Source organism: Salisediminibacterium beveridgei (assembly GCF_001721685.1).
Classification (GTDB): Bacteria; Bacillota; Bacilli; order Bacillales; family Salisediminibacteriaceae; genus Salisediminibacterium; species Salisediminibacterium beveridgei.
On the sequence record NZ_CP012502.1, the window covers coordinates 1,346,867 to 1,366,378 of the forward strand.

Sequence of the window (19,512 nt, forward strand, 5' to 3'; positions counted from 1 at the left end):
TTTAAACCTGTTGACCGAAGGTGAATCAAACAGATTATGGTATACTTACAGCATAGATATACAGGCAGGTGATTGGGTGAATGAGAAGCAGAAAATCATCGTAAACGAAATTCAAAAATGGCGTGAAAGCAAACTTTTACCTGAGAAATACTGTGATTTTCTCATCAGTTTGTATACGGAAGGTAACGCACCGGATACAAATACAGATACAGATACAGAACCTTCTAAAGCGCTTCTCCCGGCGTTAAAAAAAATGCTTATCACCATCGGTTTGATTTTAGTCGTTCTGATACTCTTGATTTTGTTTCTTTACTTCACGCAAATGCCGCCGGTATTCCAAATCGGAATGCTCGCTCTCGTAATGATTTTCAGCGTAGCAGCTGCATTTTTCTATCAAAACAAAGACCGGATCTATACACATGTTTATATCATATTGGCTGCGTTTATGTCGTTTATTTTGACAGTAGTGGGAACAGATTTGTTCTTTGATCATGAGCGGATGTTCCTGGGAGGTGCGATCATTATTCTGTGTCTGCTGTGGGTCTTGGCAGGCTGGCGACTGAGGCTTCCTTACTTGTGGATTTCAGGTGTTTCAGGTGTGATTTTGTTTATTGGCTTTTTGATTGTGGAAAGATTATAGAAACATCAATTTTCAGAAAGGAATCAGAAACATGAAAATCATTGCTCACAGGGGAAACAAACGCTATGCACCCGAAAATACAATGGCTGCATTTTATTCAGCGATGCACTATGACATTGAAGGAATTGAATTTGATCTTCACTTGACGAAAGATTATGTTCCGGTTATTATCCACGATCCGACGATTGACCGCACAACAGATGGCCGTGGTCCGGTTTCCTCGTTTACCATGAATGAATTAAAGCAATTTGATGCAGGGAGATCGTTTGATGAATCTTTTATTGGAGAAAAAATCCCTTCCTTTCGGGAATTTTTAATATGGGCACAGGATTATTCCTTTACATTGCACTTGGAATTAAAGCAGCAAAAAAGTAATTCGGATTATTTTTTGAAAGAGGTTGTAAAAGAGCTCGAAGCCTTCGATATGATTAAGCGTACAGTTATTTCAAGTTTCCAACATAACTATCTTCCCAAGGTAAAGGCGCTCAATCCGATGCTTGAGACAGCACTTTTAACGAAAACGCCGATTTTCAAAGCGGTGAAATATGCTGAAAAAGTTTCTGCAGACGGTATTCATATCCGTTATAATCTGCAAAATTCACGTTTTTTCAGGCGATGGAGTAAAAAAGGGGCTGCGGTCAGGGCGTATCATGTTCAGAAACCGGCTCAATTGATACTTTGTGAAAAATTGGGTGTGGAAGCTGTCATCACAAATGATCCGAGAAGAATGTCTGAGTTTTTGAAGCAAAAATAATTGCAGGATATTTTTCTTTGCTTGTTCGTTATTTTCATATACAATATAAATATCACACTGAGCACAATGGGTTTGTCACAGTGGAAAACGTATTAATAAAAGGGGGTACATAAAGATGAGAGGAGCACCATTATATCCATTCGCTGCCACAGCAGCATTGGGAATCCTCATGATCGTTATATTGTCATTCGTTGGCTTGAATGTGGGGCAGGAGACCGCGGGTGAAAATAATGAAAACAATGAGAACAACGAAGAAACACAGGAATTTGACGATCCGATTGAACTTGGTGAACATGTTTATATTGGACAATGTGCATCCTGCCATGGTGAAAACCTGGAAGGTGGCGGCGATTTCCCGGCACTTGACGGAGGAGCATACTCAGAAGAAGAAATCCTGACCGCGATTGAAGAAGGTCCGGGAAACATGCCTGCTGGTCTTGCATCCGGTGAGGAAGCGGATGCCGTTGCGCTTTATATTCTCGAACAGGAATAAGAAGTTGATCATTCAAGGAAGAAGGACAATTGTTCCTTCTTCTTTTTGTACATATGGACAGTAAATTATGCAAAAGGATGTGTATCATGAACCGTCATCAATTATCTGAAAGACTTCAAGCTGTCAGTCGTCATGTCCCACGCGGAGCGAAGCTTGCCGACATTGGCTCGGATCATGCTTACTTACCGGTATATCTCCTGGAACATGGGGTGATCGAGCGTGCCATTGCAGGAGAAATTAATGATGGCCCTTTGCTTTCAGCTATGGAAAACATACAAGCAAACGGGTTTACGGATCATATTCAGGTGAAAAAGGGGAGCGGTTTGGCGGTGCTCTTGAATGAAACAGATATCGACACCGTAACGATTGCCGGCATGGGTGGGCCTCTTATAACAGCGATTCTCAATGATGGGCAAGAGCACCTATCTACGATTAAACGGTTGATTCTTCAACCCAACGTGGCTGCGGACAGAATCCGGCAGTGGCTATACAGCGAGGGATGGGATCTGATATCCGAAGAGATTCTCGAAGAAGAGGGTCATATCTATGAAATTCTTGTGGCAGAACCGGGCACTGGCACGGCAGCGTATTCCAATGTTGAGAGTGAATTCAAAAAAGAATTGTGGTTAGGCCCAATTTTGATCCAGGAAAAACATTCAGCTTTTCAAAAGAAATGGAAATGGGAATATGAACAATTGAAACGAATTGAAGAGAGTCTGAATGAGGCAAAAGACAAAAACACAGTATCGGAGCGGCTCGCAGACGTTGACCAAAAAATCACATGGCTGAAGGAGGTATTTCACTATGAGTGAATTCATTCATGCGCAAGCCCTGATCCAGGGATTTGAAAGATTCTCCCCGAAATCGTATGCCATTGAAGGGGATAAGGTCGGTCTTCAGATTGGGACCTTGAATAAGAAAGTAACGAAACTGATGACAGCGCTGGACGTCAATGAGCAGGTAGTGGATGAAGCCATTGAAAATGGCGTTGATTTCATTATTGCTCACCACCCTTTGATCTTCCGGCCTTTAAAGGCGCTCACAACCGATGAATCTTATGGAAAAACCATTCAGAAACTGATGAAGCATGAGATCACATTGTATGTAGCGCACACAAATCTTGACGTGGCAACAGGAGGCGTCAATGACCTGATGGCTGATGCACTGGGGCTTCAAGATACAGATGTGCTTGCCAAGACCAGTGAAGATCCACTGGTTAAACTGGTGGTTTATGTATCAAAACCTGATGCAGACCGCGTCAGGCAGGCGATTGGAGATGCCGGAGCCGGTCACATTGGCGATTACAGTCACTGCAGTTTTCAAACAGAAGGAACAGGTTCGTTCATTCCAGGTGACGGGACAGATCCTTTCATAGGGAAACAAGGTGAAAGGGAATTTGTAGAAGAACTGAAAATTGAGACCATTGTTCCGAAATCAATCGAAAAAAAGGTAGTACGGGCAATGCTTGACGCTCATCCATATGAGGAACCTGCCTATGATCTTTATCCGATGGCAAATGAGGGCGATGCTCTTGGTCTCGGAAGAATTGGTTACTTAGAGGAAGGCATGACCTTGGATGCTTTTTGCGAACATGTCAAAAAAGCATTCGATGTCCCATTTGTCAGAGCGGTTGGTGATGGAAACCGTACTGTTAAAAAGATTGCTGTTCTTGGCGGAGATGGAAACAAGTACACCATGACAGCCCTTCAAAAAGGTGCAGATGTTTATGTAACTGGTGACCTCTACTATCATGTGGCTCACGATGCCATGATGGAAGGATTGATGATGGTTGACCCGGGGCATAATGTAGAGAAGATCATGAAGCAAGCTACAGCGGATTATGTGAAGAATAACATTTTAAAAAATAGCTGTCTTACAGAGGTTGTTGCTTCAGCAATTCATACCGATCCTTTTCGTGTAAAATAACCACTACACTGATGATTGCCATAATAAAAACAGCTTCGGGAGGAACGAGCCTTCCGAAGCTGTTTGATTACTGGTTGATGATCAGATCTCCTGTTCCGCGCGTTTCGGCATTTCGTCTCTTCGGACTTTCGGGAGAATTTTGGACAGTTTGACGGTACTCGTTGTATCCCAAGTGTGGGGATTGTCTTCGTCATACTGTTCGATAAAACGGATCACTTCTTTCGTTATTGGTGTAGGCGTTGAAGCTCCGGATGTTACTGCAACGGTAGAGATTCCGTTGAGCCAGTCGGTGTTCAACTCGTTCACATTACTGATCCGGTAGGCATTTGTTCCGGCGATCGCTTTTGACACCTGCGCGAGTCGATTTGAATTATTACTTTTCGGGTCACCCACAACAATGAGCAGATCTGCATCTCCAGCCTGCTCAGCAACGGCTTCTTGCCGGGTCTGTGTGGCAAGGCAGATCTCGTTGTGAATTTCGGCAGATGGATACTTCGTTTTTGAAGCTTTCATAATGTCAGACACATCCCACTGGCTCATGGTGGTCTGATTGGTGATGACGATTTTCGATGATTGAATGTTCAACTGGTTTACGTCTTCGACGCTCTCCACAATATGGACGATGTCGGGCGCAACACCGGCAGCGCCTTCGGGTTCGGGGTGGCCTCGTTTGCCGACATAGATAACTTCATATCCGTCACTTTTCCGTTCGCGGATTAAATCGTGCGTTCGTGTTACATCAGGGCATGTGGCATCCACGGTTGTGAGCCCCTTGTCTCTTGCTTTACGACGAACTTCCGGAGATACGCCGTGGGCTGTATAAATGATAGTACCTTCATGGACCTGATCGAGAATCTCCAGACGATTTGGCCCGTCAAGCGTTATGATGCCATCTTCTTCAAAAGCGTCAGTGACATGTTTATTATGGACGATCATGCCAAGAATATATACAGGTTTTGGATACGCAGGGTTATTTGCTGTTTTTTTAGCGATGATCATAGCGTCGACGACACCATAACAATAGCCTCTGGGTGATATTTTGATCACATTCATGATGTGTGTCCTCCTCTTTACAGTGAACGGATATAGTTTTACACCGCATATCCATTATAAAGGGTATCATTTAAGTTGACAATCAATGAGAATGACCTTTCACAAAAGTGAAAGGTCATGTGTCCGACTGTTTTACCTGCTTGCAGGGATATATTCCTGAATAAATAATTTGGCATCTTCCTCGGAGAAACCGTCAATATTCCGAATTTCACTGACGAGAAATTGAGTTGCCCGTTCCAGGTTTTTTCTGTCTTCGATGTGCAGTCCATTGGTACGCTCTGCTTTTTTGGCATGCAATGCTGCAATAACTCTTGCTGCATCGTGGATGGAGCCGGTCTTTAACAGTGTCTCATTTTCTCGGGAATAAGGTTTTGCCGGTATGGTCTCTGTCAAAGTGCTTTCGTCAAAAAGCGCTTCAAGTACATCATCGAGTTCGCTCTTTGAAATGACAGGCCTGAGCCCAGATGCACCAATTTTATTTTCAGGCAGCATCAGAGTGACTTGATTTAAAGGGAAATAGACAACGAAATAGAGCAGTTTATTACCGAGTATTTCTTTTTCTTCGATCTTTTCAACACGTCCAGCTCCGTGATATGGGTACACCACGTAGTCTCCTAATGAGAACATTCATATCCCTCCACTATATCGTCATTTAATCTATTATAACACAAATAAAGATAAAACGTTAAATTTTACTACTGAAAACTGCAGACGTCAATAAAAGAGTGTTAATTCATCAATAAAAAAACAATCGGGTTTCTGAGAATTCAAGTAGCTATTCATGATTGATTCATGATAAAATTAAAATTTGAGCAGATTGTTTTGAGAATAGAAAGAGGGTAGTATTCATGACACACAATTTTGAACGTTTTCGCCTTGCACCATTTTTAATTCGAGGTTTGGAAAAAGAGGGGATTACTCTTCCCACTGAAATACAAGAACGGATAATTCCTTCCGTGAACAAAGGAGAAGATGTGATCGGACGGTCACAAACAGGTACAGGGAAAACGCTGGCTTTTATTCTGCCGCTTTTAACCCGGATCGATGCATCCAAGCAGGAGACCCAGGTCATCATCACAGCGCCGACGCGTGAACTGGCTTCACAACTTTATGATGTTCTGAAGCATTTCTCAGCATTCAGCGAGACGCCAATAACCAGTCAGTTAATTATTGGTGGGACAGATCGGAATCGCATGCTTGAGAAGGTAAAACAACAGCCGCATATCGTTGTCGGAACACCTGGACGGATTCTCGACATGATGAAAGAAAAATCACTGAATCCATGGACGGTATCGTCTTTAGTAGTGGATGAGGCAGATCAGATGCTTGACATGGGCTTTCTTGAAGAGGTCGATCAGATCGCATCCATGATGGATGAAAAGCTTCAGTTGCTTGTTTTTTCAGCGACCATCCCTGAGAGTTTGAAGCCATTTTTGAAGAAATACATGAACAATCCAAAAGAAGTGGAAGTGCAGCCGAAACAGACGGCGCCATCAGAAATTGCACACTGGCTGATTCCAGACAGAGATCGGGATCGTAAAGACATACTCATTAACATTGCGAAAGACCTGAATCCTTACTTGGCAATTATTTTCACGAACACGAAGGACTCTGCAGACGAAGTGTTTCATCGCATGCATGCTGAAGGCTTTAATGTAGACTGTATACATGGCGACATTCAGCCACGTCAGCGGAAAAAGGTCCTTAAGAAATTGCAGACAGCCGAAATTCAATATCTTGTGGCAACTGATCTTGTAGCAAGAGGGATGGATATCAAGGGCGTTTCGCATATCATTAATTATGAGATTCCAAAAGAACTGGAGTACTACGTGCACCGCGTCGGTCGTACGGCAAGAGCAGGCTGGGACGGCATTGCCATCACCTTCTATGGTCGGAATGATCAGGAAGCGATTGAAAAACTGGAAGCAAAAGGTTTGAGTTTTTCTTATCGTGAATTCAAAAAAGGTCGTTGGGTAACCATACAGAAGCGGGAAAAACCGGCGAATACCAATGAAAAACTTACGGTGAAAGCGAAAGGCATGCTTAAAAAACCGAAGAAAGTAAAACCAGCTTATAAAAAGAAAGCTAAATTCAAGGTTGAAAAGGAAATGAAACGAAATCGCCGGATCAAAAGCCGGCATAAGAAATAAACAAAAGGTGTGATGACAATGTGGTTAGGTTCGCATGTATCCATGAGTGGCAAGAAAATGCTTCTGCAAGCCAGTGAAGAAGCTGCCTCCTATAACAGTACAACATTTATGATTTACACCGGTGCGCCGCAGAATACTCGTCGAAAAGCGATTGAGGATCTGAATATTGAAGCCGGAAGGCAACATATGAAAGAAAACGGTATAGACCATATCGTGGTTCATGCTCCATATATTATTAATATAGCGAATACGACGAAACCGGAGACGTTCCGGTTGGGCGTCGATTTCCTCAAAAGTGAAATCGATCGAACAGAAGCGATTGGTGCCAAACAAATTGTACTGCATCCAGGCGCTCATGTTGGTGCAGGTGTAGACGAAGGCATCAAAAGAATTATCGAAGGCCTTAACGAAGTCATCGATCCCGATATCGATGTTCAAATTGCACTTGAAACCATGGCTGGAAAAGGATCAGAGTGTGGTCGTTCTTTCGATGAATTGGCCAAAATCATTGATGGTGTCAAACACAATGATCGTTTGTCAGTATGTTTTGATACGTGCCATGTTCATGATGCAGGTTACGATATTGTTAATGACCTTGATGGTGTTATTCAATCTTTTGATGATATCATTGGATTGGATCGACTGAAGGTATTACACATTAATGACAGTAAAAATGAACGCGGGGCAGCTAAAGACCGGCATGAGAACATTGGCTTTGGTCATATTGGTTTCGATGCACTTGAGCGGATTATTTATCATGACGCGTTTAACGATATTCCGAAAATCCTTGAAACGCCTTACGTTGGAGAAGATAAAAAGAAAAAAGTACCCCCTTATAAAGAAGAGATTGCCATGCTTCGTGAACGTACGTTTTATGAGGACCTGAAGTCAGAACTTGAAAACAAAGCCGCACAGAAATAAACTTTGTAAAACGGATTCCCGCGGGAATCCGTTTTATTTATACTGTAAGTTTTACGAAACTTCTACTGCATCTCACCTGGGCGATTGAATTTTTATTGTTCCTGAAGTATAATTGAGGCAACAGTAAAAGTTGCACTAAGGAAACTTTTATACATGAATGCAAGTAATGAGGTGAATATAATGAGTAACTCAACGATCGATATCAAAGAGCTGTCCGTTCATTATCAGGGGACGACAGCATTGGACCATGTTTCAATGTCACTTCATGCCGGTCAGATTACCGGAGTGATCGGACCGAATGGTGCCGGGAAATCGACATTAATGAAAGCTATGCTCGGTCTTGAACGCTATAAGGGAACAATCTCATATGCTGGCCGTTCGATTCATCAAATCCGTAAAAAAGTTGCTTATGTTCCGCAGCGTTCATCGATTGACTGGGATTTTCCGGTACTTGTGCGAGATGTTGTCTTAATGGGCAGGTATGTTCACATTCCTTGGTATAGGCATGCTGGAAAAATTGAGCGGGACATTGCCATGGACGCATTGGAACAAACCGGGATGGCTGACTTCAGTAATCGGCAAATTGGGGAATTATCCGGTGGACAACAGCAACGTGTTTTCATCGCCAGGGCGCTGGCACAGGATGCAGACACATTCTTTCTGGATGAACCTTTCGTTGGAATTGACATGAAATCGGAAGAAATTATTATGAATATTCTTCGAGGTCTGAAAAAAGATGGGAAAACCTTGTTTGTGGTTCATCATGATCTGAGTAAAGTTGAACAGTATTTTGATCAGCTGGTGCTGTTAAATCAGCAATTGATTAAAGCAGGAAAAGTGACAGATGTGTATCTGCCGGAACTTTTGCAACGGGCGTATGGCGGACAGGCTGCAGTTCTTCCTGGAACAGACCAGGATTCCTTTATGGTGGTGGGGCCGTCATGAATCAAATTGTCTTTTTCATTGACCAGTTGTTGAATTACCCTTATTTACAAAATGCCTTGATGGCAGCAATACTGGTAGGGATTATTTGCGGCATGATCGGGGCCTTTATCATTATGCGCGGTATGGCTCTGATGGGTGACGCGATTTCACATGCTGTGCTCCCTGGCGTTGTTATTGCTTATATGGTGGGTGCCAGTTTCTTCGTTGGTGCAGTTATCACCGGTGTTCTGACTGCGCTTTTAATCGGCTTCATCTCCCAAAATAGCCGGATCAAAGAAGACTCTTCGATCGGGATTATGTTTACTGCAATGTTTGCACTGGGCATCGTGATGATTACAGGTATGTCCGGCAGCAGCGTGGATTTATGGCATATCCTCTTCGGTAATGTTTTGGCTGTTTCCCGGGGAGACGTGATTATCAGTATCGGTATAGGCATCGTTGTCTTATTGATGATCATTGTATTTTACAGACCATTGCTATTAACCACGTTTGATCCTGTAATGGCAAGGGCATCCGGACTTCCTGTGAAAGGGATTCATTACCTGTTAATGCTGCTATTATCACTTGTTACCGTGGCATCTTTGCAAACAGTGGGTATTATCCTTGTTGTGGCAATGTTGATCACACCGGCGTCTACAGCTTATCTGTTAACAGACCGGTTTTCTGTCATGATCTTTCTTTCGTCCGTATTCGGCGTTGCGGCTGCAGTTTCGGGCCTTTATTTTTCAGTTATTTATGATGTGTCATCAGGTGCATCAATCGTATTGGCTTCGTCGTTTATGTTTCTACTGGCATTCTTTTTCGCACCGAAACGTGGACTTGTGATTCGATGGATGCAGGATCATAAACCTGACTCTGCACGAGCTTCCTGACCACAATATTTTACACATTCTTCATTTAATTCAATATTTATTCATTGCTTTATTTGTTTTTATCGGTTATCATCCTTCACTGTACGATCCTTTCGTACGTTTTGAAGGAGGGAACGTTTTGAAAATGAACAAACTATGGTTGATTTATTCCTCAATTGCTTTTGTAACAGTTTTATTGATGGGACTTTCAACACTGGAAAACGAATCTGATATTCAGGTTGCAGAAAAGGACAGGACGACTGCAGACAGGGAACAGCTTCCGGATAGATTCAATACCATTCGTGAAAAAACAACAACAATACCAGATTATGAAAGTTCCGTTACGGTAAGTGAATGGAACAATTCTCAAGAAACAGCAGAGGTTATGTATGATGATTCAGACGGTGCTTTCAAAGAAGAATGGGGATTATTTTTAGCATCTGAAGCGGCAAACCGGGATATTGATCCTTTTCTTGTTTATGAGTTGCTGCGAGTGGAAACAGGTGGAGAATTTGATCCGGAAATGACAGGACCGCAAACGAGTTACGGTCATGCATATGGCCTGGCGCAGTTCATGACAAATACTGCACCTTGGATCGCAGAGATGGCCAGTGTTGAGTATGATGAGGATCTCTTATTTGATCCGTATTATTCCATGCTTCTTTCCGTGGAGTATCTTGATTTCCTGCATGATCGTTATGATGACTGGAATTATGCATTAACAGCTTATCATCGAGGGATTTATGGTATGGAAAACTATGTGAGCCGGAATGGGCACGCCAATAGCTGGTATGCTGAAGAAATTCAGGAAATGGCAGATAAGTCAGGTCAATTAGTCTCTCACAACTAATAATGAAATATAATACTGCAGGGCCGGGACATCTCTTCGATGTCCCGGCCCTGCAGTATTATATTAACTCGTGAAGAAACATTGGCAGTGTGATTTACATTGATAAGTCATATTTTAATCATTTTCTTCAAATTGAGCAGCCTGATAGTACAGCTGTTCTTGACTTCGAAATAGCGGTTCATTTTCTTTTGGGAGAATATACGTATAGGAACCGTCAGGTTGCTGTTCGCGAGCCTTCACGTTGTCTTTCAGTCCATAATCCAGTACTTGTTTCACCCGCTCTTTAACGCCTTGCTTTTCGACAGGGAATAAGATCTCGATACGTTTTTCCATGTTGCGGGTCATCCAGTCCGCGGATGACAGATAGAGCATTTCTTGACCGTTTTGAAAAAAATAAAATATACGGGAGTGTTCCAGGAAACGATCAATGATACTGATCACCGTAATATGTTCACTGATACCTGGAATGCCGGGTCTCAAACAGCAAATGCCCCTGACAATCAGTTTGATGATGACGCCCTGCTGGCTGGCCTCGTATAACTTCATAATCAGTGGTTTATCTGTTAAGGAATTCATTTTTGCTTTTATGCAGCCATTACCGTATTTAATATGACTGGAGATCTCTTTATCTATTAATTTGAGTAATTTATCCCTCATATTAAACGGGGATGTGGTAATTTTATTCCATTTCGGTTTTTTACTGAAGCCACTCAAGTGATTAAAAAAATTTGTTGCATCTTCCCCAAATTGCGGGTCGGAAGTTAATATGCCCATGTCTGTATATAATTTCGCGGTCGAATCATTATAATTCCCGGTACCGAGATGGACATAACGCTGAATGTCATTGTCTTCCTGGCGGATCATCAGCGTGATCTTGCTGTGTGTTTTGAGTCCGGTAATGCCATAGATGACATGAACGCCCGCTTTTTCGAGTTTTTTAGCCCACTGAATATTTTGCTCTTCGTCAAACCTTGCTTTTAATTCAACCAGAACGGTTACCTGCTTCCCATTTTCCGCGGCGCGCATCAGTGCTGCGATGACAGGAGAGTCCCCACTGACTCTGTAGAGTGTTTGTTTGATGGCCATCACATCCGGGTCATCTGAAGCTTGCGCAATTAAATCTACAATCGGTTGAAAAGATTCATACGGATGATGGAAAAAGATGTCGCGTTCCCGAATCGCATCGAAGAGATCTTCGTTCTCATTCAAATCCTGTGATGGCTGAGGAACAAAAGACTCATCCAGCAGGTGTTCATGGGAATCCTGAAGTTGATTGTGCAGGTTGAATAAGAAGCTGATATCCAATGGTCCCGTCAGTTCATAGATATCCCCGCTTTTAATTTCCAAAACAGAAGTCAAAAAAGAAAGCACACGCTCTTCCATGTTGTGACGATTAATTTCAAGTCTGACCGCAGCACCCCATTTTCGTTTTTTTAATTCCTTTTCAATTTCGCGAAGGAGATCCCGGGCCCCTTCTTCATGGATCGTCAGGTCCGCATTTCGGGTAATCCGGAAAGGGGAGACACTCATTACCTGATTCCCGCTGAATAAACCACCGATGAAGTGAGTGATGATATCTTCGAGAAGAACATAAGAAACCCCGTGATTCCGCTTTATCCGGACAGCCCGGTTCAAAAGGGAGGGAACCTGAACAATAGCGAGTTTTTCGACTTTGTCTTCTTTTTTTCCCTGTAAAACAACGGCAAGATTCAAACTTTTGTTGGAAAGCATCGGGAAAGGGCGGTAGGCATCAATGGCCATTGGTGTTAAAACGGGCATGATGAAATCCCGGAAATAATCCTCAAGGCGAATGATCTCTTCAAAATCGAGATCCTGGATCGTCAAAAACTGAATTCCTTCTTTACGTAAACCGTCTTTCAGATCATTCTCAAAGTGGTGGTATTGTCTTTTTACTAACTCGTGGCAAAGTTCGGAAATGGCTTTCAGTTGCTGTTTTGGAGTCATTCCTGCTTTGTTTTCCGGCTTGTTGAAGCCAGCTTCAACTTGATCTTTCAAGCCGGCAACACGGACCATATAGAACTCATCGAGGTTGGAAGAGAAAATAGCCATGAATTTCAAGCGTTCGAGAAGCGGATTCCTGCTGTCTTCTGCTTCTTCCAAGACTCGTTCGTTAAAACGCAGCCAGCTTAATTCACGATTATTGTACAAATTGGTTTCTTGCAGATTATCTTTCATAAGCTGTACTTCCCGTGTTATGAATAGTAATGTGAATAGATAATTTCAATATTTTTTCGAGGTGTTTTTTATATTTGTTTGCCTGATAATCTTCAAAATAAGCAGGACCATTAGTGACAACAATTAACTGCAGGTTTTTCTTGTCGGTTTTTATTGCTTCTACTTTCTCAACGGATCCAAGTTTTGAAATATTCAATGCATAACATAGTTTCAGGATGCTGCCGAGCAGCTCGTAGGTTTTTAAATGATCTTTCGAAACCAAGTCACCGAAAGGAGCGGCAAATTGTTTTAAGGTGGACCGGGATTTAAAAGATGCGATGAAAGCAACTGCCATTCGTTCGCCATGAGTCAGGCCATCAATCGCCTGGTTTGTTAACATATAAAAACTATGCTGGGCTTTTGCTTCGGGGTGAATGGCTTCTCCAATATAGTATACAGTAGCACCCCATTGCATCAGTTTGCGGTCGTGCAAATCAAGATCGTCTGTAAGCCCCTCATTGACGAGATCCTGAATGAGATAGGCACTTAAAATAGAAAGATGCCGATGAACCTGTTCATCAAGTTGAAATTGTTTTGTCAGGGAATAAAAGCTCTCTTCAATAACATTTGGAAAATGGGTTACATCTATGTTCTTTAACAGATGCTCATAAAAAAGACCGTCTCTCAGTCCCCGGTGACTGACAATATATTCGTCGTGAGATACATAGTCCATCAGCTCCTCGATGGCAGAAATTGCAGGGACGATAATATCTGAGCGATCTTTGGACAGACCGTCCTGTTTCTCCCGTTTTTTATTAGACATATCCCACAGTTCTTCACGGATCTCTTTGACGTCCTGGAAAGTCATACGATATTCATGAAGTCCTGCCAGAGGATAATCGATGGTTTCCTGATGAACGGTTGCCAGATTTCGAGCTGTACCACCGATTCCAATTACCGGGACTTTGTGTTCTTTCAACCAGGAGAGAGAGTCATAGGAGTGAAAAATGAAATCCTGAATGGCTTTCATTTCATCTTCAGTGGGGGTATCGCCTTTAACGAACTGATTTTTCAACGTCACAGCGCCAAACGGAAAACTGTGGTACTGTTTCAGTTCCCGGTCTTTAAAGTAGGTGATTTCCGTACTGCCGCCCCCGATATCGATGGTGATTCCTTCGGTTAAGGTGGTGGAATTTGTTACAGCGAGATAGCCATAGTAGGCTTCTTGATAATCACTGAGAACCTCTATTGAAAAAGCCCCCTTAGTATTCACAGCTTCAAGGATTTCATCCTGGTTGATGGCATTTCGGACGGCTGCAGTGGCGACAGCTCTCACTTCTGTGAGATTGTAACCTGTCGATGCTCGATTGAATTCATCAAGGGTATGAAGGATCATCTCAATGCCCTCTGAGGACATTTCGCCAGTGTCATCGATATAACTGCTGAGACGGGCAGAAACCTTCAAGTTTTGTGTCTCTTTGAAACATGCATCTTCATCTACTTCATAAATCACAAATCTGATGGAGTTCGAACCAATATCTATGATGCCAATTGCCTGTCTATCCAATCTGATCATCCTCTCTGAAAATACTTATACGTTCAGTATACGCTCAAAAAACCTTTGAAGCGAGAGGAGCAGGGGAATTTACAACTTCTTAAAGTTAGGGTATACTTGCACTTGGATTAAATCGTAATGATTCTTAAATGAGATGTGAGGGTAACTGATCATGAAAACGCAAGTACAACGAACATCACCGGTTGTGGAAGTTAAGGATGTTTCATTCAGCTATGATCGTCAACCAGTTGTTGAAGACATCAATTTGACTGTTCCGGCAGGAGCATTTCTTGGACTGGTTGGTCCAAACGGATCCGGCAAGTCGACACTGATGAAAATGATTCTGGGGTTATTGAAACCCGATCAGGGTGAAGTGCGACTGTTTGATCAGGATATAAAACATTTTCATGACTGGAGCAAAATCGGGTTCGTCTCTCAGAAGGCGAACAGTTTTAACAGCGGGTTTCCTGCGACGGTGTTTGAAGTGGTCTCAATGGGACTCTATGGAAAAATGGGTCTGTTCAGATTTATGACGAAAAAATATAAAGACATGGTATTCGAGGCACTGAAACAAGTAAATATGCAGGCGTTTGCCAAGATCAATATCGGTGAATTATCCGGAGGGCAACAGCAACGAGTGTTTATTGCCCGTGCGCTTGTGAGTGAACCGGCCTTACTGATTCTTGATGAGCCAACGGTCGGGGTCGATGCAGAATCGGTCGCCTACTTTTATGATATGCTCAAAAGATTGAACCGTGATCGAGGGATTACATTAGTGCTTGTTACTCACGATGTTGGTGCGATGACACAATATGTTACTCATGTAGCTTGTTTGAATAAATGCATTCATTTTCATGGTTTCACAAAAGACTTCGAGGACAACAAAGATGAAATGATGACAAAAATGTATGGACACGATGTCAAAACAATTGATCATAATCATGATCATCACCACCATGATCATTTCCATGACCATGATGATGTGAGCAGGTGACTGTATGATCGAAGTATTTTTCCAATACGATTTCCTTAAATTTTCGCTATATACAGCATTGATCGTTGGAATATTGACACCTGCTGTCGGCGTCTTCCTTGTGGTCAGGCGGTTGTCCCTCATGGCTGATGCGCTGTCCCATATTACACTGACTGGCATTGCGTTCAGTCTGCTTTTGGGCAGATCAATTCCCTTTTTTGCGGGATTAAATCCTGTATACATGGGCATGCTGTTTTCTGTATCGGGGTCTTTACTCGTCAATCGACTCGGTTTTGTCTTCAAGCATTACCGGGAACTGGCGATTCCGATCATTCTTTCATCCGGGATTGGTATCGGTGTGGTCTTCATCTCACTGGCTGACGGGTTTAATAATGATTTGTTGAACTATTTATTTGGGAGTGTTGCTGCAGTCAGCAGTCAGGATTTTCAGCTGATGATGCTTTTGCTGACGGGTGTGATTGCATTTATTGTTTTATTTTATAAAGAGCTGCTTTTTTTGAGTTTTGATGAGGAGCAAGCAGTGACATCAGGACTGCCCAAAAAGTTTTTAGATGTTTCTTTTATGGTAGTTGTCGCGGTTGTCATTGGAGTTTCCATGCAAATTGTTGGTATTCTGCTGGTATCTGCTTTGATGACTTTGCCGGTTGCGGCGGCTATGAGATTGGCAAAATCTTTTAAAGCAATGTTGCTTTATTCTATACTTATTGGTGAAATCTCAGTACTTGTCGGGATGATCAGTGCTTTTCATCTTGATCTTGCTCCAGGTGGTACAATTGTACTCACCAATTTGGCATTATTGATTCTTGTCATCATGATTACAGGTAGCGGAAAGAAGAGGGCATGATTATGATGGAAGTGCTTGAACAATTGACATTTCTTGAACGTGGGATCATTGCCGGCCTTGTTGTCGGGATTCTCGCTCCAATGATGGGGGCTTTTTTGCTGGTCAGACGGATGACGATTATTTCAGAGGGGCTGTCACAGATTACGCTGGCCGGCATCGCGACAGGTGTCGTAATCGGTCAATCCGGAATTTTCATGCAGGATGTGAACCCATTAATCACCGGTTTTCTGTTTGCATTGGCGGGAGCACTGATTGTCGAGAAGCTTCGCTCAGTGTATCGGTATTTTCAGGAACTAGCTGTTCCGATTATTTTGTCTGCAGGGCTGGGAATCAGTGCGGTACTGATCAGTATGTCCGGCATGTCGAGTACAGAATGGTTCAACTTTCTGTTTGGCAGTCTTTTGACCGTTTCAATATCCGATTTGATATTTATCCTTTCTGCAGGCACTGTGAGTTTTCTGATTCTGATCATTTTGTACAAGGAATGGCTGTCGATATCTTTCGATAGCGAATTTGCCCATACTTCAGGTATCGCGGTAAAATGGATGAATCTGCTGTTTGCTGTGCTCGTCGCAGCAGTGATCAGTGTTTCGATCAGTGTTGTGGGAATCCTTCTTGTTGGAGCGATGATCACGCTGCCAGTAGCGGCTGCTTTGCAAGTATCGCACAGTTTTCGGCAAGTGATACTTTTTGGTATCATGTTTGGCGAATCAGCAGTTATATTGGGGATGTTATCTTCTTATTATCTGAACATAGCCACCGGAGGAATGATTGTCACGGCGGGGATTCTGATTTTACTCATGGCGATTATGATCAAAAATCTTCGCTACCGGATATTGAAGACATCATTTGAAAAGGCATAGGGGAGGGGAAAGATTGTGCAAATTGATAACGCAATGGCTCAATTAAAAGAGCAAGGATATAAGTTTACAGCGAAACGGTATGATATTCTATCGTTTTTGATCAAAGAGGCCAGATACGTCACTGCAAAAGAAATTCTGGAAGATTTGAAAGATAAACATGATGGCTTGAGTTTTGATACGATCTATCGCAATTTAGCTTTATTTGAAGCGAGCGATCTTCTCGAAGAGACAGAACTCGATGGTGAAAAGCGGTTTCGAATTGCTTGTTCAGTGGACGAACATCACCATCATTTGATATGTCTGACATGCGGTAAGACGGAGCATATTCACCATTGTCCAATGGATCAGAAATTGATTTCCTCCAAAGGATTTACTGTCACAGGACATAAGTTCGAAATCTATGGTTATTGTCCGGAATGTGTCGTTTAAACTTTATAAAATAGAAACATCCGGACCCATGGCTGATCCGGATGTTTCTATTGTGAATGCATGTATAGTTTAATCGACTTTTGCAGGTTGAAATAATCTGTTGATAATGTGATCAGCTTCTTTCCAAGAGTAAGCCCGGTAAACCTGGTCAGGTACAGGCTTTCGATTATAGGGGGTGTCCATCAGAATAACAGGTATGTTGCAATCCTCAGCAATTGTTACAGCGTTGTCATGTTTGTCCTCGAAGAAGGCATTCAGTTGATGATCTTTCACGGCTTTGAGCTTATTGTGCTGGCCCAAAAGTTCAATATGATCATAGGGAATTTGGTGCTTAGCAAACCAATTTACAGTCAAATCACGAACGTGTGCAGGTCGGGCACTGATGTAGTAGAGTTCAAACTGATGCTGCCAGGTGCTTAACACACGCTCTGCATCGTAAGCCGGGAATGACAGCTGGTACATTTGCGGTTCGTGTTTGGACATCCATGTCCAGAATTCCTTTTCCGTGACGTTCAGTGCGATAGAGAGATCATAGTCCTGAATATCCTCGAGCGTTAATGTTTTGTTAAAGTGTTTGTTTAAATGCGGAATGAAAGACGAGGGATCTGTAACGGTGCCGTCAATATCAATGCCAAATCGAAAATGCTTCATGTTTATACACCTCTTAGCGTCTAAGTTACCTCATCATTGTCTCATAAATCGTTGAATTGTCCACCACCATAAAAGAAAAAGCAGACAAAGTCTGCTTTAAAGTTATTCTTTACACATTTTGTTGTTCGAGTTTCAATTTTTCTTCATGCGCTTTTGCTAAAATATCAATTTCCTTTTTTAATTCTTCAACCATGGATTCTTCAGGGACTTTACGAATAGTCTTCCCTTTACGAAAGAGCAATCCTTCTCCCCGGGCACCGGCAATACCGATATCTGCCTCCTTGGCCTCTCCAGGTCCATTTACGGCACATCCGAGAACGGAAACTTTAATAGGGGCATGGATGGTTTGGAGATATTCTTCCACTTCATTGGCGATACTGATCAGATCGATCTCAATTCTGCCACAAGTCGGGCACGAGATGAGTGTTGCCGCATTGGCTGCGAGACCGAATGCTTTCAGCAATTCTTTTGCAACTTTAATCTCTTCAACAGGATCAGCACTGAGAGAAATGCGGACTGTGCTTCCGATTCCTTGATTTAAAAGGACACCAAGCCCAGCAGAACTCTTTATGGTTCCTGCAAACAATGTTCCTGACTCTGTAATACCAAGGTGCAGGGGATAATCGAAAGCTTTAGATGCTTTCTCATAAGCCTCTACAGCCAGGTGGACGTCTGATGCTTTCATTGAGACAATGATATCGTAGAAATCAAGGTCTTCCAGGATTTTAATATGATGTAAAGCACTTTCCACCATACCATCCGCTGTTGGGTATCCATATTTATCAAGTATCCGTTTTTCAAGCGATCCGGCATTAACACCAATCCGGATTGGAATGCCTTTCGCTTTGGCCGCATTTACGACAGCTTCGACTTTTTCTTTTCTTCCTATGTTACCTGGATTGATCCGGATTTTATCTGCGCCACCTTCAATGGCTTTTAAGGCCAGCTTGTAATCGAAATGAATATCGACAACAAGGGGGATATTGATCCGTTTTTTGATTTCAGGTATCGCTTCCGCGTCCTTCATTTCCGGACACGCGACCCGGACGATCTGACATCCGGCTTCCTCAAGCCTCAGAATTTCCTCTACAACCGTTTCCACGTCATGGGTTTTCGACATAGTCATGCTTTGAATCACGACTTCATCGTTTCCGCCAATCTGGATTGGTCCGACTTTGACAGGTCTTGTATTTTTACGATGTGTTATTTCACTCACACAGAATCGCTCCTTTAAACAGCTGGGTTCAGCTTTTCAGTTCGAATCTTTTCATGTATCATTGTATCAAGGGCCTTGAATAGTAGCAAGAATATTCGTTTTCGGAAAATGTTTTTTAGAAAGTGCAACTTTTTGTTACATCTCATCGTCTTACTATCAAGTAAAAGTTAAAAAAAGATTCAATGCTTACAATAAAAGAGAT

Annotated in this window: 20 protein-coding genes; 14 read left to right on the forward strand and 6 right to left on the reverse strand. The window is 42.6% G+C overall.

What is annotated here, in order from left to right; all coding sequences use genetic code 11:
- The first annotated feature begins 76 nt into the window (after positions 1 to 76).
- The 5 genes from BBEV_RS06155 to BBEV_RS06175 all read left to right on the forward strand — a co-directional run bounded on the left by BBEV_RS06155 (position 77) and on the right by BBEV_RS06175 (position 3,813).
- Positions 77 to 640, forward strand: a complete 564-nt coding sequence (locus BBEV_RS06155) for a DUF2157 domain-containing protein (protein WP_069366623.1) — start codon at positions 77 to 79, stop codon at positions 638 to 640.
- Between the two features lie 31 nt (positions 641 to 671).
- Entirely contained in the window at positions 672 to 1,394 is a 723-nt protein-coding gene (locus BBEV_RS06160; protein WP_069366624.1) for a glycerophosphodiester phosphodiesterase, read from the forward strand.
- A gap of 115 nt (positions 1,395 to 1,509) precedes the next feature.
- Positions 1,510 to 1,887 carry a c-type cytochrome gene (locus BBEV_RS06165; protein WP_069364672.1) on the forward strand — a complete coding sequence of 126 codons (378 nt, stop codon included), beginning with the start codon at positions 1,510 to 1,512 and terminating at the stop codon, positions 1,885 to 1,887.
- Positions 1,888 to 1,973: 86 nt separating this feature from the next.
- Positions 1,974 to 2,699, forward strand: coding sequence for a tRNA (adenine(22)-N(1))-methyltransferase (locus tag BBEV_RS06170; RefSeq protein ID WP_069364673.1), 726 nt, complete (start codon positions 1,974 to 1,976; stop codon positions 2,697 to 2,699).
- A complete protein-coding gene (locus BBEV_RS06175; RefSeq protein ID WP_069364674.1) occupies positions 2,692 to 3,813 on the forward strand; it encodes a Nif3-like dinuclear metal center hexameric protein in 1,122 nt (373 codons plus the stop codon). Before BBEV_RS06170 ends, BBEV_RS06175 begins: the two co-directional genes overlap by 8 nt.
- A gap of 81 nt (positions 3,814 to 3,894) precedes the next feature.
- Here BBEV_RS06175 and BBEV_RS06180 read toward each other — a convergent pair whose 3' ends face one another.
- Positions 3,895 to 4,866 (reverse strand): 4-hydroxy-3-methylbut-2-enyl diphosphate reductase, encoded by a 972-nt coding sequence (locus BBEV_RS06180; protein WP_069364675.1) that lies wholly within the window; start codon positions 4,864 to 4,866, stop codon positions 3,895 to 3,897.
- Positions 4,867 to 4,998: 132 nt separating this feature from the next.
- Complete coding sequence (locus tag BBEV_RS06185; protein WP_069364676.1) at positions 4,999 to 5,493, reverse strand: CarD family transcriptional regulator; 495 nt, start codon at positions 5,491 to 5,493, stop codon at positions 4,999 to 5,001.
- A 221-nt stretch (positions 5,494 to 5,714) separates the two neighbouring features.
- On the opposite strand from BBEV_RS06185, the gene BBEV_RS06190 reads away from it, so the two are divergent.
- The 5 genes from BBEV_RS06190 to BBEV_RS06210 all read left to right on the forward strand — a co-directional run bounded on the left by BBEV_RS06190 (position 5,715) and on the right by BBEV_RS06210 (position 10,583).
- Entirely contained in the window at positions 5,715 to 7,016 is a 1,302-nt protein-coding gene (locus tag BBEV_RS06190) for a DEAD/DEAH box helicase (RefSeq protein ID WP_069364677.1), read from the forward strand.
- Between the two features lie 18 nt (positions 7,017 to 7,034).
- On the forward strand, positions 7,035 to 7,937 hold the full coding sequence (locus BBEV_RS06195; protein ID WP_069364678.1) for a deoxyribonuclease IV: 903 nt from the start codon (positions 7,035 to 7,037) through the stop codon (positions 7,935 to 7,937).
- A 180-nt stretch (positions 7,938 to 8,117) separates the two neighbouring features.
- On the forward strand, positions 8,118 to 8,882 hold the full coding sequence (locus tag BBEV_RS06200; protein ID WP_069364679.1) for a metal ABC transporter ATP-binding protein: 765 nt from the start codon (positions 8,118 to 8,120) through the stop codon (positions 8,880 to 8,882).
- Positions 8,879 to 9,754 (forward strand): metal ABC transporter permease, encoded by an 876-nt coding sequence (locus BBEV_RS06205; RefSeq protein WP_069364680.1) that lies wholly within the window; start codon positions 8,879 to 8,881, stop codon positions 9,752 to 9,754. The genes BBEV_RS06200 and BBEV_RS06205 overlap by 4 nt, the downstream gene beginning before the upstream one ends.
- Before the next feature lie 124 nt (positions 9,755 to 9,878).
- Positions 9,879 to 10,583, forward strand: a complete 705-nt coding sequence (locus BBEV_RS06210; RefSeq protein ID WP_069366625.1) for a lytic transglycosylase domain-containing protein — start codon at positions 9,879 to 9,881, stop codon at positions 10,581 to 10,583.
- Between the two features lie 114 nt (positions 10,584 to 10,697).
- Here BBEV_RS06210 and BBEV_RS06215 read toward each other — a convergent pair whose 3' ends face one another.
- Positions 10,698 to 12,779 (reverse strand): RNA degradosome polyphosphate kinase, encoded by a 2,082-nt coding sequence (locus BBEV_RS06215; RefSeq protein WP_069364681.1) that lies wholly within the window; start codon positions 12,777 to 12,779, stop codon positions 10,698 to 10,700.
- Positions 12,769 to 14,325 carry an exopolyphosphatase gene (gene ppx / locus BBEV_RS06220; protein WP_084007259.1) on the reverse strand — a complete coding sequence of 519 codons (1,557 nt, stop codon included), beginning with the start codon at positions 14,323 to 14,325 and terminating at the stop codon, positions 12,769 to 12,771. Before ppx ends, BBEV_RS06215 begins: the two co-directional genes overlap by 11 nt.
- A 160-nt stretch (positions 14,326 to 14,485) precedes the next feature.
- Here ppx and BBEV_RS06225 point away from each other — a divergent pair, with 160 nt between their 5' ends.
- From BBEV_RS06225 to BBEV_RS06240, 4 genes are read left to right on the forward strand one after another with little or no spacing between them, the layout of a single operon-like run.
- The gene (locus BBEV_RS06225; protein WP_069364683.1) at positions 14,486 to 15,307 is read left to right on the forward strand and encodes a metal ABC transporter ATP-binding protein; all 822 of its coding nucleotides are present in this window, start codon (positions 14,486 to 14,488) and stop codon (positions 15,305 to 15,307) included.
- Positions 15,308 to 15,311: 4 nt separating this feature from the next.
- Positions 15,312 to 16,151 carry a metal ABC transporter permease gene (locus BBEV_RS06230; RefSeq protein ID WP_069364684.1) on the forward strand — a complete coding sequence of 280 codons (840 nt, stop codon included), beginning with the start codon at positions 15,312 to 15,314 and terminating at the stop codon, positions 16,149 to 16,151.
- Positions 16,152 to 16,153: 2 nt separating this feature from the next.
- Entirely contained in the window at positions 16,154 to 17,014 is an 861-nt protein-coding gene (locus tag BBEV_RS06235; RefSeq protein ID WP_069364685.1) for a metal ABC transporter permease, read from the forward strand.
- A gap of 15 nt (positions 17,015 to 17,029) precedes the next feature.
- Complete coding sequence (locus BBEV_RS06240; RefSeq protein ID WP_069364686.1) at positions 17,030 to 17,443, forward strand: Fur family transcriptional regulator; 414 nt, start codon at positions 17,030 to 17,032, stop codon at positions 17,441 to 17,443.
- 69 nt (positions 17,444 to 17,512) lie between these two features.
- On the opposite strand, the gene BBEV_RS06245 is transcribed toward BBEV_RS06240, so the two are convergent.
- Both BBEV_RS06245 and ispG read right to left on the reverse strand, forming a co-directional pair.
- Complete coding sequence (locus tag BBEV_RS06245; protein WP_069364687.1) at positions 17,513 to 18,094, reverse strand: 5' nucleotidase, NT5C type; 582 nt, start codon at positions 18,092 to 18,094, stop codon at positions 17,513 to 17,515.
- Positions 18,095 to 18,203: 109 nt separating this feature from the next.
- Positions 18,204 to 19,310 (reverse strand): flavodoxin-dependent (E)-4-hydroxy-3-methylbut-2-enyl-diphosphate synthase, encoded by a 1,107-nt coding sequence (gene ispG / locus BBEV_RS06250; protein ID WP_069364688.1) that lies wholly within the window; start codon positions 19,308 to 19,310, stop codon positions 18,204 to 18,206.
- Positions 19,311 to 19,512 lie beyond the last annotated feature (202 nt).